General features: G+C 58.1%; 18 protein-coding genes and 1 tRNA gene. 10 read left to right on the forward strand and 9 right to left on the reverse strand.

Annotated elements, in window-relative coordinates:
• Nucleotides 1-539: hypothetical protein (locus tag HW561_RS06940; RefSeq protein ID WP_211198541.1), on the reverse strand; the 539-nt coding region annotated here is incomplete at its 3' end.
• A 229-nt stretch (nt 540-768) separates the two neighbouring features.
• Between HW561_RS06940 and HW561_RS06945 the strand changes: the two genes are divergently transcribed.
• Together HW561_RS06945 and HW561_RS06950 are read left to right on the forward strand one after the other, a co-directional pair.
• Nucleotides 769-1524: a 3-hydroxyacyl-CoA dehydrogenase gene (locus HW561_RS06945; protein WP_176863047.1), complete on the forward strand. Its 756-nt coding sequence runs from the start codon at nt 769-771 to the stop codon at nt 1522-1524.
• Nucleotides 1525-1533: 9 nt separating this feature from the next.
• Nucleotides 1534-2079: a sugar O-acetyltransferase gene (locus HW561_RS06950; protein WP_176863049.1), complete on the forward strand. Its 546-nt coding sequence runs from the start codon at nt 1534-1536 to the stop codon at nt 2077-2079.
• Between the two features lie 75 nt (nt 2080-2154).
• Here HW561_RS06950 and HW561_RS06955 read toward each other — a convergent pair whose 3' ends face one another.
• The 3 genes from HW561_RS06955 to HW561_RS06965 all read right to left on the reverse strand — a co-directional run bounded on the left by HW561_RS06955 (nt 2155) and on the right by HW561_RS06965 (nt 5346).
• Nucleotides 2155-3963, reverse strand: a complete 1809-nt coding sequence (locus HW561_RS06955) for an ABC-F family ATP-binding cassette domain-containing protein (protein ID WP_235962826.1) — start codon at nt 3961-3963, stop codon at nt 2155-2157.
• 68 nt (nt 3964-4031) lie between these two features.
• Nucleotides 4032-4766: a GNAT family N-acetyltransferase gene (locus tag HW561_RS06960; protein WP_176863667.1), complete on the reverse strand. Its 735-nt coding sequence runs from the start codon at nt 4764-4766 to the stop codon at nt 4032-4034.
• 106 nt (nt 4767-4872) lie between these two features.
• Nucleotides 4873-5346, reverse strand: coding sequence for an outer membrane protein assembly factor BamE (locus HW561_RS06965; RefSeq protein ID WP_176863051.1), 474 nt, complete (start codon nt 5344-5346; stop codon nt 4873-4875).
• 84 nt (nt 5347-5430) lie between these two features.
• Between HW561_RS06965 and HW561_RS06970 the strand changes: the two genes are divergently transcribed.
• The 8 genes from HW561_RS06970 to HW561_RS07005 all read left to right on the forward strand — a co-directional run bounded on the left by HW561_RS06970 (nt 5431) and on the right by HW561_RS07005 (nt 10795).
• Complete coding sequence (locus HW561_RS06970; RefSeq protein WP_176863053.1) at nt 5431-5967, forward strand: YceD family protein; 537 nt, start codon at nt 5431-5433, stop codon at nt 5965-5967.
• Nucleotides 5968-6173: 206 nt separating this feature from the next.
• Nucleotides 6174-6380, forward strand: coding sequence for a 50S ribosomal protein L32 (gene rpmF, locus HW561_RS06975; protein ID WP_037316137.1), 207 nt, complete (start codon nt 6174-6176; stop codon nt 6378-6380).
• A 24-nt stretch (nt 6381-6404) separates the two neighbouring features.
• Nucleotides 6405-7493, forward strand: coding sequence for a phosphate acyltransferase PlsX (gene plsX, locus HW561_RS06980; RefSeq protein ID WP_176863055.1), 1089 nt, complete (start codon nt 6405-6407; stop codon nt 7491-7493).
• A gap of 21 nt (nt 7494-7514) precedes the next feature.
• Nucleotides 7515-8486, forward strand: coding sequence for a beta-ketoacyl-ACP synthase III (locus HW561_RS06985; RefSeq protein WP_176863057.1), 972 nt, complete (start codon nt 7515-7517; stop codon nt 8484-8486).
• A gap of 97 nt (nt 8487-8583) precedes the next feature.
• Complete coding sequence (ihfA, locus tag HW561_RS06990) at nt 8584-8886, forward strand: integration host factor subunit alpha (protein ID WP_176863059.1); 303 nt, start codon at nt 8584-8586, stop codon at nt 8884-8886.
• Nucleotides 8887-8904: 18 nt separating this feature from the next.
• A complete protein-coding gene (locus HW561_RS06995; protein WP_176863061.1) occupies nt 8905-9513 on the forward strand; it encodes a MerR family transcriptional regulator in 609 nt (202 codons plus the stop codon).
• A gap of 61 nt (nt 9514-9574) precedes the next feature.
• Nucleotides 9575-9651, forward strand: a tRNA-Pro gene (locus tag HW561_RS07000).
• Between the two features lie 61 nt (nt 9652-9712).
• Nucleotides 9713-10795 carry a 2'-deoxycytidine 5'-triphosphate deaminase gene (locus HW561_RS07005; protein ID WP_176863063.1) on the forward strand — a complete coding sequence of 361 codons (1083 nt, stop codon included), beginning with the start codon at nt 9713-9715 and terminating at the stop codon, nt 10793-10795.
• Here the strand turns inward: HW561_RS07005 and HW561_RS07010 are convergent, their stop codons facing one another.
• The 5 genes from HW561_RS07010 to HW561_RS07030 form a co-directional block, all read right to left on the reverse strand.
• The gene (locus HW561_RS07010) at nt 10796-11038 is read right to left on the reverse strand and encodes a hypothetical protein (protein ID WP_176863065.1); all 243 of its coding nucleotides are present in this window, start codon (nt 11036-11038) and stop codon (nt 10796-10798) included.
• Nucleotides 11039-11103: 65 nt separating this feature from the next.
• The gene (scpB, locus tag HW561_RS07015; RefSeq protein WP_176863067.1) at nt 11104-11760 is read right to left on the reverse strand and encodes an SMC-Scp complex subunit ScpB; all 657 of its coding nucleotides are present in this window, start codon (nt 11758-11760) and stop codon (nt 11104-11106) included.
• Nucleotides 11753-12547: a segregation and condensation protein A gene (locus tag HW561_RS07020; protein ID WP_176863069.1), complete on the reverse strand. Its 795-nt coding sequence runs from the start codon at nt 12545-12547 to the stop codon at nt 11753-11755. Before HW561_RS07020 ends, scpB begins: the two co-directional genes overlap by 8 nt.
• Entirely contained in the window at nt 12537-13544 is a 1008-nt protein-coding gene (nagZ, locus tag HW561_RS07025) for a beta-N-acetylhexosaminidase (RefSeq protein WP_176863072.1), read from the reverse strand. Before nagZ ends, HW561_RS07020 begins: the two co-directional genes overlap by 11 nt.
• Nucleotides 13541-14653, reverse strand: a complete 1113-nt coding sequence (locus HW561_RS07030; protein WP_235962827.1) for an SPOR domain-containing protein — start codon at nt 14651-14653, stop codon at nt 13541-13543. The genes nagZ and HW561_RS07030 overlap by 4 nt, the downstream gene beginning before the upstream one ends.
• Between the last annotated feature and the right edge of the window lie 39 nt (nt 14654-14692).

The raw sequence follows: 14692 nt of genomic DNA on the forward strand, positions 1-14692 counted from the left end.
TTACCGCCGCCATCGCCACCGCCGCCATTACCGCCGCCATCGCCACCGCCGCCATTACCGCCGCCATCGCCACCGCCGCCATTACCGCCGCCATCGCCACCGCCACCATTACCACCGCCATCGCCACCGCCGCCGTTCCCTGGGTTGCCACCGTCATTTCCCGGACCACCAGCGTTGCCACCATTGTCTGCAACCGAAGTTCCACCCGGATCCGAGCTCCGATCCTCTCCCCGACGATCAGCTGCGTTTGACAGGCTTGCGGTCGGCAAGTCGGTCAGCAACGCGGCCAGCCCTGGGCATTGTGCACTTGTAACACTCAGTGTTGTTTCGAAATCGGATCGCTTCTGAAGCCTTTCCAGAAAGCTTGGGGTTACCTGCGCGCAGTCACACAAAGCCGCATAATCGCCAGAATTGGCAAGATTTCGTGCCGTCTTCCAATTGCAAGTTCCCGGATCAGCAGCCGCACTGCTGATCATGACAATTCCAAAGAAAGGCACAGCTACAATTGCGCCCAGATTCTGTTTCGTACTCGTTAACATTTCGGCACCTCCTGACAAAAGAAACACCCGACAGCGTCAGGTTCTTCGTTCACGAGATGGCGATCCACCGTGAAGAGCAGATTAAGACTTGTTGAGGATATGTTCATAAATCTCGCGCGCCGGTCGGACACAGTTTGCGAATCTGACACCCTGCCCCATCAAGTCTATGGACACAGTGCTGTGGAAACAGTTATTGAACGGTTGTTCAAATCTTTGGGAGGAGTCCACCATGCACCTGTCCGCCACCGCCGCCCTCATCACCGGAGGCGCATCTGGTCTGGGCGAGGCCACGGCCCGTCACTTTGCAGCTCAGGGCGCTCAGGTCACGATCCTCGACCGGGATGCGGATCGCGGTCTGCTCGTCGCAAACGAGATTGGTGGGCATTTTGCGCAGACCGACGTCACCGACGAAAGCTCGGTTGCCGCCGCAATCGCCACCGCGACGGACAAAATGGGCAAGATTACGGCCACCGTAAACTGCGCAGGTATCGCTAATGGCATCAAAACTGTCGGTAAGGATGGACCGCACCCACTGGACGCGTTTCAGCGCACCATCGACATCAATCTGGTCGGCTCCTTCAACGTCTCACGTCTGGCCGCCGTCGAAATGGCAAAGAATGACCCCGAGCCGGACGGCGCGCGCGGCGTGATCATCAATACTGCCTCGATTGCCGCGTTCGACGGCCAAAAAGGACAAGCCGCCTATGCCGCATCCAAGGGCGGTGTGGTTGGCATGACCCTTCCCATGGCCCGCGATCTGGCGTCCACCGGAATACGGGTTATGGCCATCGCGCCCGGTATCTTCATGACCCCGATGCTGGCCGGACTGCCCGAAGACGTGCAGCAACAGCTTGCCGCTGACGTCCCCAACCCAGCCCGTCTGGGTGATCCGCATGAATACGGACGGCTCGCCGGGTTCATTGTCGAGATGGGTTATCTGAACGGAGAGGTCATCCGCATCGACGGCGCGCTACGTATGCGCTAAGCCTTGGGCATGACTGAACGGGAAAAGATGCAAGCAGGCGCGTGGTATAGCTGCCTGGACCCGGAACTTTCCGCGTTGCGCGCCCAAGCGCGGCGCGCGGTTCATGCGCACGGCACGTGCGATCCGGACACCCGCAGCGATATGGCGTCCGCACTGAAATCCCTGTTCGCCCGCACCGGTCAGGACTGTTACCTTGAGGCACCGTTTCACTGTGCCTATGGGTTTAACATTCACCTCGGCGACCGGGTGTATTTCAATACCGGTTGCGTCATTCTGGATACCGCACCTGTTCAGATCGGCGATGGCACATTGTTCGGACCGAACGCGCATATTTATTGTGCGCAACACGCAAAAGATCCGGACGAACGCGCGCAGGGTTTGGAAATCGCCCGTCCCGTCACAATCGGCCAAAACGTCTGGGTGGGCGGTGGCGCCATCATCCTGCCCGGCGTCACCATCGGCGACAACGCCATCATCGGCGCGGGCAGCGTGGTGACCAAAGATGTGGCGCCCGGTCAGACAGTCGTCGGAAATCCAGCCCGCCCTATTGAGTGAGTTTTTCGAAGTCAGGGCTCCTGACAAAACGTACGTTTTGTACAATCACGCCCGCTCCAAACGTACAATTTGTACTTAAGCGCCTTCAGCCTTCTCTTCGAGCATCAGCCACTCTTCCTCAGAATTCGACAGTTTCTCGTGCCGCTCGACCAGCGCCTCGGTCGCCTTTTGAAACTTGACCGGCTCGCGCGTGAACAGCGCAGGGTCGGACATCAACTCCTCAAGCTTGGCAATCTCGGCCTCCAGTCGCGCAATCTCGGCCGGCAGTTTTTCAAGCCGGTGCTTTTCCGAGAATGACAGACCGGTTTTGGGCTTAGTATCCTGCTTTATCTTTGACTTGGAAGTTTTTGTTTTCTCTTCTTTATCTCCGACCACATCGCCACGCTGCGCAATGTAATCTGACCACCCGCCCGCATAAACCGTGGCCCGGCCATTGCCCTCCATTGCAATGGTCGTCGTGGCCACGCGGTCCAGAAAATCCCGGTCGTGGCTGACCAGCAGAACCGTGCCATCATAGTCGTCCAACAACTCTTGCAACAGGTCCAGCGTCTCGACATCCAGATCGTTTGTCGGTTCGTCCAGCACCAGCAGATTGGAAGATTTCGCCATCAACTTGGCCAGTAGTAACCGCGCTTTTTCGCCACCTGACAAGGACTTAACAGCCGCTCTGGCCTGCCCTTCATCAAACAGAAACTCTTTGAGATAGCCTACAACATGCTTGGGTTGCCCACCGACCATGATCTGATCGGCCTTGCCCGAAACGCGCATCTCGGGATCACCGGTCAGGCTGTCCCAAAGGCTCATCTCAGGGTCCAGTTGTGCCCGCGCCTGATCAAACACCGCGACCTCCAGATTGGTCCCGAGGGTCACTGAACCTTCATCCGGAGCCTCTTGCCCCAGCAGCATCTTCAGCAATGTCGTTTTGCCAACCCCATTGGGGCCGACAAAGGCCACGCGATCCCCACGTTGGGCCATCAGGTCAAAGTTGCGCACGATCTGCTGGTCACCAAACGTTTTCGAGAGGCCCTTAGCTTCAATCACCTTACGTCCGGATTTCGGACTAGATTCCAAAGCCATAGCGGCAGCTCCCTGCCGCTTGATCTGGGACGCCCGCTCAGCTCGCAACGCCTGTAGCGCACGTACGCGCCCCTGATTGCGCTTACGCCGCGCACTGATGCCTTCGACGGCCCAACGGGCCTCGGATTTGATCAATCGGTTCAACTTGTGCCGCTGCTGATCTTCCTCGTCCCACACCTTGTCGCGCCAGGTTTCAAAGGCCTCGAACCCCTGCTCGTGCCTTCTAACGGCACCTCGGTCAATCCACAGGGTCGCGCGGGTCAACGCGCGCAGGAACGCCCGGTCGTGTGAAATCAGAACAAAGGCCGCCCGCGTCGCACCCAGCTCTCGCTCAAGCCACGCAATGGCTTCGATGTCCAGATGGTTGGTCGGTTCATCCAACAACATAAGATCCGGCGCTTCGGCCATCAACTTGGCCAGCGCCGCGCGCCGCCGTTCCCCGCCCGAGGCTGTTTCGATCGCGCGGGACGGATCGAACTTCAAACCCTCTCCGGCACGTTCAACCTTGTACAGCTCGCCAGGTTCCAAGCCGCTCGACGCATAATCGCCTAACGTCGCGAATCCCTCCATGCTGGGATCTTGCTCCATGTACCCAACGGATTTCCCCGGCGGAATCACGGTATCGCCCCGATCAGGTTCAACCAGGCCCGCCATCACTTTCATCAGCGTGGATTTACCCGAGCCATTGCGCCCGACCAGCGCCACGCGATCACCCGGCTGGACCACAAGATCCAAATCGGAAAACACCGGATCACCCCCGAAGGTCAGGGAAATGCCGGACATCTGTAACAAAGGAATTCTCGCCATGTCTGCCAGCTAAACCGGCAGGAACAAGGCGTCAACGCCCCGGCTTCACCTTTTCAAAAATACTCAATCTAACTTGCCACTACGCGCAACAGACGTTTGCGTGCCGAGGGAATCGCCCGAACCTCAAGCCCGGTAAAGACATGCAGCGTGTTCATGTGCCGGTCCACCACCGCATGATCGCTGACCCACCCGCCCATCATCAAATAAGTACGTAGCAGCGGTGGCATCCGTAGCATCGCTTTTTTTGCATCCGGACGCCGGCGCAACCGCGCAGCAAAACGAAACACATCCGGGGCCTTAACTCGCGGCAACCAGCGGCTTGGGCCCAGATGCCGGTGCTTGAGCATGGCAAAGGCATCCAAGTATTCGGTCGTTTCAATCCCGGCGAAAGAAGAACAGCCAAACAGCATTTCCACCTTGTTATGATCCACATAAGCAGTCATCGCGCCCCATGCGACGCGCAAAATATCTGGATCCGTCCAATCCGGATGAATGCAGAACCGGCCCATTTCCACCATACGCCCGCTGAAATCCTCAAGGGTCGACAGATCGTAGAACTGTGCTGAATAGCTGCGACCAACCTCCCCCCCATGCTCCATGGCCAGCATGCGAAAGCAGCACACCAATTGTCCCTCTGCGCGCATATCCTCGATCAGGATATGCGCGCAGATCGAGTCAAAGACGTCCTGATCCAGGTCTTCGGTACCAAAGGCCAGCGATCGCAACCGCTGCGCCTCTGCCAAATCAAGGGCAGACCGCGCCAAACGAGCCCGATACCGCCCTTTGTTCAACAAAACTGCCATTACCATGGTCGCATCCTCCGAGGTTGCCGACCCGTTTTCGCCATCGCGGTTTCCTTATCACACGCCGGGTGACGGTCGTGTGAACATAACGAGGCGAAGCTACGATTTAGTTGGCACCCGGAATATTCGCCGGATTGAAGTTACCGATATTGCCCAGCAGCTGACGCAGGAATCCTTTGTCCTGAACGCTGGAATCGGTCACACGGCGTTCGAGCGGAATAACGATTCCATCCTCAAGACCGAAGCGTTCGATGTTTCGAACAACACCACGTTGATCGAAACTGATCGCCACCAGTTCACGCGAAACGACTTGGGGTTTTTTCGGACCATAGTGACGGATACGCGACCGGACATAATAATAGCCGGAATCCTGCACGACGCCGGATGCGCTTGGCGCTCCTATCGCTTCGACCACACTGTCGCGCGTGTCTTTGCCGACCTGAATTTCAGCCAAGTCTTCAGAGGGCGGCACATAGCCGTGATTCTTGTAAATCGGAGTACACGCCCCGAGCGCCGCCAGGCAGGCAACAAAGACGAGCGATTTCGTCGTCGATTTCGACCTGATTACTACCTTCAACATGCGCACCCTCTTGCCTTGGCCTCTTGCGGCTTCTATCCGATTACAGAAACCGCTGCCACGGTTCAACACAGGAAAGGCTCACGGATGAGCAACGTTACATCATTGCGGGTGGCCGACCTGCCCCAAAATGCCCCGACCCCCTTTGGCCTGCGCCCTGAAACCAAGGCGCTGGAGGCTATAAAGAACGATCTGGGGTTGCTTGGATTACGCAAGCTCAGTTTTGTAGGCGACGTCCGCGCACAGGGAAAACGGGATTGGATTCTGACGGGCAAGCTGGGTGCAACCGTCATTCAACCTTGTGTGGTGACGTTGGAGCCGGTCACGACTCGGATCGATATACCGGTGTCCCGCGTTTTTATGGCCGACTGGGCCGACCCCGATGAGCCTGATTTCGAGATCCCCGAAGGAGACGAGACCGAGCCTTTGGGCCCGGAAATCGACCCTGAACAAGTTATGATCGAAGCGCTGTCACTGGCACTGCCGCAATATCCGCGCAAGGACGACGCTGAATTGGCGCAGGCCGGCTATACCGAACCGGGCAAAAAGGCGATGACAGACGAGGACGTCAAACCCTTTGCTGGATTGGCGGGATTGCGCGACTCTTTGAAAAAAGACGAGTGACAGGGGTTTGAATTCCTGTCATAGCAGGCGGTCAGAAAAATCGCTTGAACATGTCGAGAATCGCAGTATTTTCGCGCGCTCAACGGAATTTGGGTTGGACATTGCGGGGCTCGTCCCCTAAACGCGCGTCAAACCACGAGAAACACGAAGAATGAAACCCGGTCAGCAGCGAATCTGCCGACCCTTAGTAGACAAAGGTTGAGACCATGGCTGTCCAACAGAACAAAGTTTCCAAGTCGCGCCGCAACAATCGCCGTGCACATGACGCTCTGGTTGCTGCAAACCCGAACGAGTGCGCCAACTGCGGTGAGTTGAAGCGCCCGCATCACGTGTGTGCATCCTGCGGCCACTATGATGATCGTGAAGTCGTCGCACAGGCCGACGAAATCGACCTGGACGAAGACGCGGCCTAAACCTGATTGAGCGCAGGCCAAGGCATGACTGAACAACCCACGCACGCCGGACGGATCACCATCTCGGTTGACGCAATGGGTGGGGACGCCGGTCCTTCAGTTGTTGTGGCAGGCCTTGCGCAATCGGCCAAGAAGAACTCCGATATCGGGTTTCTGCTGCACGGTCCTGAAAAAGTGCTGCGTAAGTTAGTCGCTAAACGACGTGTCCTAGAGGGACGCGTCGTTTTTCGTGATTGCACGGACGTTGTCACGATGGAGGACAAACCAAGTCAGGTTGTCCGCAACGGCAAGCAAACCTCGATGTGGTCCACGCTGGAAGCCGTCCGTCAAGGCGAAGCTCATGGAGCAGTGTCCTGCGGCAATACCGGTGCGTTGATGGCGCTGTCGATGATGCGCTTGCGCAAACTGCCGGGTGTGAACCGCCCGGCCATCGCGATTCTGTGGCCGTCACGCAACCCGCATGGCTTTAACGTGATGCTGGATGTCGGCGCAGATGTGCGTGCCGATGCCAAGGATCTGCTGCAATACGCACTTATGGGCGCCTCTTACGCCCGCAACGGGATGGCCTTGAACCGCCCGCGTATCGGCCTGCTCAATGTCGGAACCGAAGAACATAAGGGGCGCGCCGAGTTGAAGGAAGCGCACGGCATGATCTCGGATTTTGCAGGTCCGGCGAATTTCGATTTTGTGGGCTTTGTCGAAGGCAGCGACATTCCTGGCGACAAGGCGGATGTCATTGTCACCGACGGATTTACCGGCAACGTCGCCATCAAAACTGGCGAAGGCACCGCCAGCCTGATCGGTGATCTGCTGCGCGAGGCGTTCAAATACACGCCACTGTCGCGCCTGGCCTCAATTTTGGCGATCACCTCGCTACAGCGCCTGAAAAAGCGTATTGATCCACGCCGCGTGAACGGCGGTGTGTTTTTGGGCCTGAACGGAACGGTAGTGAAATCGCACGGTGGTGCGGATGCAACTGGCGTGTCGGCGGCGGTCAAATTAGCCTTTACGCTGGCTCAATCAGGTTTCGCCGAAAAGTTGGCGGCACGGGTTGCATCCACTGCCCAGCTTGCACAAGATGCCGCGCAGGCTGCGCCGCAGACAGATAAATAACAAAAAAGGCAGTACCCCAACATGGCAGGCCGTTCAGTTGTTGTAGGTGTCGGGCATTATTTGCCGGAACGTGTGGTCCCCAATTCCGAGTTCGAAAAGACGCTGGATACAACGGATGAGTGGATTCGCACCCGCTCGGGGATTGAACGGCGCCATTTTGCTGCCGATGACGAAACAACATCTGATCTGGCGACCAAAGCCGCTGAGGCCGCATTGGCCGACGCCGGTCTTGAAGCCGATGATATTGATGCGATTATTCTGGCCACCTCGACCGCGGATCTGACATTCCCGTCTGCCGCAACAATGGTTCAGGCGCGGCTGGGCATGACCAAGGGCTTTGCTTTTGACGTCCAGGCGGTCTGCGCCGGATTTGTTTTTGCCCTCAGCAACGCCAACGCTCTGATCGTCTCAGGTCAAGCCAAACGCGTATTGGTTATAGGGGCCGAAACCTTTTCCCGAATCATGGACTGGACTGACCGTTCGACCTGTGTGTTGTTCGGTGATGGCGCCGGTGCGCTGGTTCTTGAGGCGCAGGATGGTGCCGGGACGGCGCAGGATCGCGGTATTCTGGCCACCGATCTGAATTCGGACGGACGGTACAGGGATCTGCTTTATGTTGATGGTGGCGTATCCACTCAATCGACGGGCCATCTGCGGATGCAGGGCAATCAGGTCTTCCGCCATGCCGTTGAAAAACTTGCAAAAACAGCCGAAACTGCACTGAGTCACGTGGGCCTCAGCAGCGCGGATGTGGACTGGATCGTGCCGCATCAGGCCAATATTCGCATCATTCAGGGCACCGCTAAAAAGATGGGTCTGCCGATGGAGAACGTCGTTGTAACCGTGCAAGATCACGGCAACACCTCGGCCGCATCAATTCCGCTGGCCCTTTCGGTGGGCAAGGAACGTGGGCAAATCAAACCCGGTGATCTGATCGTCACAGAAGCCATCGGCGGCGGTCTGGCCTGGGGCGCGGTTGTCCTGCGTTGGTAACAGGCGCAATCCGGCTTACACAGCCGCCTGCAATTCATTGATATTGACAGCGAATTTGCCCTGACCGTATGCTTTGATATCAACAGGGGAAAATGGCATGGGCGACAAAACACTGACCAGAATGGATCTGAGCGAGGCCGTCTTTCGTGAGGTTGGCCTTTCACGCAACGAAAGTGCACAACTGGTCGAAAGCGTTCTGAACCACATGTCCGACGCACTTGTGCGCGGCGAGCAGGTCAAGATTTCATCTTTCGGTACATTCAGCGTTCGGGACAAAACCGCCCGTATTGGCCGCAACCCAAAAACCGGTGAAGAAGTTCCGATTCAGCCCCGCCGCGTGCTGACCTTCCGCCCGTCGCACCTGATGAAGGATCGCGTCGCCGCCGGGAACCGCGAGTAAGTCCGGGGTCGCACGGATATGAGCAAGTCACCCGACGCATTTCGCACAATCAGTGAGGTTGCGGATTGGCTTGGGGTACAGGCCCACGTCCTGCGGTTCTGGGAAAGCCGGTTCACTCAGGTCAAACCTGTCAAACGCGCTGGTGGCCGTCGGTATTACCGTCCCAATGACATGCGGCTGCTGGGTGGCATAAAGAAGCTGCTGCATGAAGACGGAATCACGATCAAAGGCGTTCAACGTATACTGCGGGAACAAGGTGTGGCGCACGTGGCGGCCCTGTCTCAGGGGCTGGACGAAGACGCTCGGCCCGATTCTGTGGCGGACGACACCGTAATCCCGTTTTCCGCAAACTCTGCTCCTCCGGCAAAACAAATCCGTCTGGATCTTGACGATTCTGGTGCGAAGCCGACCGACACGAACGCACACACAGAAGAAACGACTGCCGGTACGCCATCGATAACCAAATCAAGAGACCCCGAATTGGATGCAGCCCCCCTTATGGGTGGAATCGCGTCATTGGCATGGAACCGGTCAGAGTTTGACGATGATCTTCTGAGCCGGATAGAGCCAATCGCAAGGGACTTGCGCAGGTGGCTGGACCGGGTCGAACCCCACGCGACGGGATAGGAAAAAAGGTATTGTTTTCCTCTTGCCCCTGCCGGGGAAACCTATATGAAAAGCCAAACGTCGGGCTATGGCGCAGCCTGGTAGCGCGTCCGTCTGGGGGACGGAAGGTCGCAGGTTCGAGTCCTGCTAGCCCGACCAATTTACACCGACGTTTATGGCAGACAGGCCAGATCCTCTTCTGGCAACAGGGGGGATCGAAATGACAGGCGTGTGCCCGAACCAACAGCTTGAAGCGATGATTGCGCGCGGTGAGATCACCGCCACCCCGGACGTCCTGCCTGCACAAATTCAACCTGCCAGCCTTGATTTACGTTTGGGAACAGTCGCTTATCGTGTGCGTGCGTCATTTCTTTCAGGCGAAGGGCGCACGGTCGCGGATCGTTTGGCCGAGTTCGAGATGCACCGCATCGACATCACTGATGGGGCCGTTCTGGAAAAGGGCTGCGTCTATCTGGTGCCGCTGATGGAATCACTGGTCCTGCCGAAGAACACCAGCGCGGCTGCCAACGCCAAAAGCTCGACCGGGCGACTGGACCTGTTGACCCGTACAATCACCGATGGCGGGACCGAGTTTGATCGGGTGCCCGCAGGCTATACTGGTCCACTGTATGCCGAAATCTGCCCGCGCTCTTTCTCGGTTCTCGTGCGTCCCGGAATGCGGTTGAACCAGATTCGGTTTCGTCAGGGACAAGCGGTTCTGACAGATGCAGAACTGACCGCCTTACATGCCGACTCGCCCTTGGTCGACGGGCCTGCTGTTATTCAGGACGGGTTGGGGTTTTCGGTCGATCTTCAATTGCCGGATACCGATTTGGTTGGCTATCGCGCCAAACCGCATACCGGCGTGATCGATCTGGATCGCATCGGCGAATACGACCCGCAGGAATACTGGGAAGAGGTACGCACCAAGGATGCCCGGATCATCCTCGACCCCGGTGCGTTTTACATTCTCGTTAGCCGCGAGGCGGTGCATATCCCGCCCATGTATGCGGCTGAAATGGCCCCATATCTGGCGATGGTCGGTGAATTCCGAGTACACTATGCCGGGTTCTTTGACCCCGGTTTTGGGCATGCTGCCGCTGGCGGCGCCGGGTCACGTGGTGTGCTGGAAGTGCGCTGCCACGAAGCACCATTTGTGTTGGAGCACGGTCAGGTTGTCGGGCGTTTGGTGTATGAACGGATGACCGAGATGCCGACTCAACTATATGGTGCCGGCATTGCATCCAACTATCAGGGACAGGGCCTGAAACTGTCCAAGCATTTCAAGGCCGTCGACGGGTAATCAGAACTTCATGAAGCGGCGCATCTGACGGGTCAGCTGCTGTGCCTGTTTCATGTTCTGCCTTTGCCGACCCGCGCTCTCGGCCATACGACGTTTGCCTTCCGGATCGCTGGGTGCGCTGTGCGTTTCGCCCGGCTTTCTCGTCACCCGATCCGCCAGATCAAATCCTTTGTCGACTCCGCGAGTAACAAGACGGCGCATCACCTGGCGCACGATCATGTTGATGATCCGATTGGCGTTCATTTACTCGACTCCATTTGCTGCGGCTTAACATAGGCGATCCATACGGCAACAAAAGGGCTTCGCGATCACTCTTCCTCGAACAGTTCGGATTGATCCTCATCCTCTTCGTCTTCTTGCCCCTCGCCCAACGGGATCATGCCCGGAGGCGGACGGTTTTCAAGCAATCCAGCCGCGCGCAATTCCTTAAGGCCCGGCAGATCGCGGGCATTCTCCAGCCCAAAGTGGTCCAGAAACTGCGGCGTCACCACAAAGGTGACCGGGCGACCCGGCGTCATGCGTCGACGCCCCAGCCTAATCCACTCCATCTCGAGCAATTGGTCGATGGTCCCGCGCGAGACGGATACACCGCGGATTTCCTCGATCTCGGCCCGGGTGCAGGGCTGGTGATAGGCCACGATAGCCAGCGTTTCGATGGCCGCCCGGCTCAGCTTGCGAGTTTCGACCGTTTCCTTCTGCATCAGAAAGCCCAGATCAGGGGCGGTTCGGATCGCCCATGCCTCGCCGACTTTGACGACACGCACGCCCCGCCCTTCATACCGCCTTTGCAACAGCTCAAGCGCTTGCGCCGCGTTGCTGCCATGAGGCATACGCGCCTCGAGATCACCAACCGTCACCGGGTCTGCGCTGGCAAACAGAACCGCCTCGACCATGCGCTCTTGCTCGGCCGGAGGGGGCGCCTCGAACAGGGTGCCGGTGCCATCTTCGTTGGGGGCGTCAGTCACGTGTCTCGGTCCTCTTGCGCAGTTGGATCGGGGCAAAGGTCTCGCTTTGCTTGATCTCCATATGTCCTTCTTTCACCAGCTCCAGTGAGGCAGCAAAGGTCGCCGCCGTGGCCGAGCGTCTGCGTACAGGGTCAGCGTCCCAACCGTCGGGCAGATAGGTTTCCATATCCGTCCACGTACCGGCAAACCCAATCAGGGGGCGCATCCGCTCCAAGGCCTGTTCCATCGTGAAGACAGCATCACGGTCCATGACGAAGGGGCGGAATTCGTCACGCGTGCGAATGCGGGCATAACCCTGCATCAGATCCAACAGCGTCGCTGAATAAGTTACCGTGCGAACGCGCCGAATGTCTTCGCCTTGCCCGCGTCTAAAGAAATCTCGGCCCAGCTGATCACGCGCCATCAGTCGCGCGGCGGAATCACGCATGGCTTGCAGCCGTTCCAGTTGAAACGCCAGATGTGCGGCCAGCTCTTCGCCCGAAGGACCTTCGTCATCCGGGTCTGGCGGCAATAATAAACGGGATTTCAGGAAAGCCAGCCAGGCAGCCATAACCAAGTAGTCCGCCGCCAATTCGATCCGTAGCGCGCGGGCTTTTTCGACGAAGGTCAAATACTGCTGCGCCAGCGCCAGAACCGAGATTTTGCGCAGATCAACCTTTTGCGTGCGTGACAGGGTCAGCAGCACGTCCAACGGGCCTTCAAAGCCGTCGACGTCAACGATCAATGCTTCGGCCGCAAGACGATCCGCGACCGAGACCGGGTCTTCGCTGAAAAGGTTATCGTTCATACACCTGCCCGCCCATTAGGCGAGATAGTTCCGCCTCAGCGGCCTGTATGTCAAGTTCCTGCGGGGCTTTGCGCATGGCGAGGGCTCGGTCAGCACGCGTTTGCGCCAAGTCGGACATATCGCCTGCAGCCTCCATCACTTCGATACGCTCGGCAAGACTACCGTTGCAGTGCAAGACAACATCGCATCCCGCTTGCAGCGACTGCCGCGACAGGTCCGCCAGCGACCCGCTGAGCGCCTTCATCGAAATATCATCGGTCATGATCAGACCTTCGAATCCGATATTTTCGCGGATCAAGCCCATCATCGGGGCAGAAATGGTTGCTGGTTTTGGGTCAATCTGATCGTAGACCAGATGCGCCGTCATCCCCATCGGCAGGTCATTCAGTGCGCGGAACGGAGCAAAATCACTGCGCTCCAACTCCTCCAGCGGCAAGTCCACGTGAGGCAGGTCATAGTGACTGTCCAGCACAGCGCGCCCGTGACCGGGAATGTGTTTCAGAACCGGCAGTACACCGCCGTCCAGATGCCCTTGCGCCACAGCGCGTCCAATCCGGGCGGCCGTGTCCGCATCCGTGCCGTAGCAGCGGTTACGTAAAAAAGCATGAGTCTCGGCTTGCGCGACGTCTACCATTGGCGCGCAATTGCTGTCGACGCCTAAGGAAAACAGCTCATCAGCGATCAAGCGGTAGCGCAGGTACATGGCGCGTTCAGCGTCACTGCCGGCACGTTCCGCATGGCTCAACGGAGGCAGCCATTCGCGGGCCATAGGGGCGCGCAAACGCTGCACACGACCACCTTCCTGATCGATAGTGATGGGGCAATTGCGGCCCACCGCCTCGCGAAAGTCATCGCACAAGGCCCGAACCTGATCAGCCGTATCGATATTACGGGCAAACAGGATGAACCCGAACGGATTCATCTGGCGGAACAACGCGCGTTCTTCTAGCGTCAGGCGCAGGCCTTCGGCATCCGTGATCGTGGCGCCAAACTTCACCGCACAGCCACGGGGATACAGTCCGCCCCTTGCGCGACCAACGCCGCACAGAACTGGCGCGAGTCACTTAGGTCTTCAAAGCCTAAAACTCGCAGACGATAAAAGGTGCGTCCACCGCTTGAAGTTTTCTGAATAACACGCTGTTTTCCATCCATATACTCGGAAAATCGGTTATTCATTCTGTCCCATTCAGCCTGCGCGACTTCGGTGCTCTCATACGCGCCAAGCTGGGCCAAACGCGTGCCTTTGCTCAGTGCATCCGGGGCGACATCCAAACCGGCGGCAGCCTTGACGGCTGCGTTGATCGCGTCTTCTGAATTTTCACTCGGCGATACGGCACTGCGGGATGCGCGCGCCGGACGGGTATTGGGGCGCAAAGACCGACGTACCCCCGGCAAGGCAGCTATCTTAGGATCAGGCAATTGTGCGGCAAAGTCCGCAGGGTCGATTGCGGGCTCTTCTTCAGGTGTCGTCAGAGAGGCCAGTTGCACGCCCTGCCCGGTTGGTTGTCCCGCTTGGGCGGCTTCCCCTGCCAGTTCCGCAACCAACGCATCCACTGCGCTTTGACGCATTTCAGCAGCTTCCTGGTTCGAAATCGGTTCTTCGATCACATGGACCGCTGGTGTCGGTTTCAATTCCCCCGCAGGCAGATCCTCGTCCGTCAGGGACACAGGACGTGGTGCCAGGATCAGACGATCAGCAGGAGCCGCGGCTGAACCTTCGGCGGCCACGGCGTTAACCGCAAGGCCCTGATGATCCGCAGGTGTACCGCCCGGATTTTCGGGTTGAATGCGCATTGGTCCTTCGGCAGCACGTACAACCGGAACACCACTGACATCGCGTATAATCAGCTTATAGCCCCAGACAGCCACACCAGCGACCAGCGCCAATGAGGCCACAGCGCCCAGAATATTGATTGCGCGACCAAATCCCGCCGAGGCCGGAGGCGCGTCATAATCCTGCATGTCGTCGGAATAATCATACGCATCCTCAGAATGCGCTTGATTCGTGTAATGCGTCTGCTCGGGGCGCGCTTGCCCCGAGTAATCGTAACTCGCCATATCCGCCTCACTGCCCGATTGCGCCTTAAAACATGGCGCGCGGGTCATTTCTTGTCTGCCTCGGACCGGCGGTTCGGACGGTATTGG

Origin of the sequence: Ruegeria haliotis (genome assembly GCF_013377785.1) — a bacterium.
Taxonomy (GTDB): domain Bacteria; phylum Pseudomonadota; class Alphaproteobacteria; order Rhodobacterales; family Rhodobacteraceae; genus Ruegeria; species Ruegeria haliotis.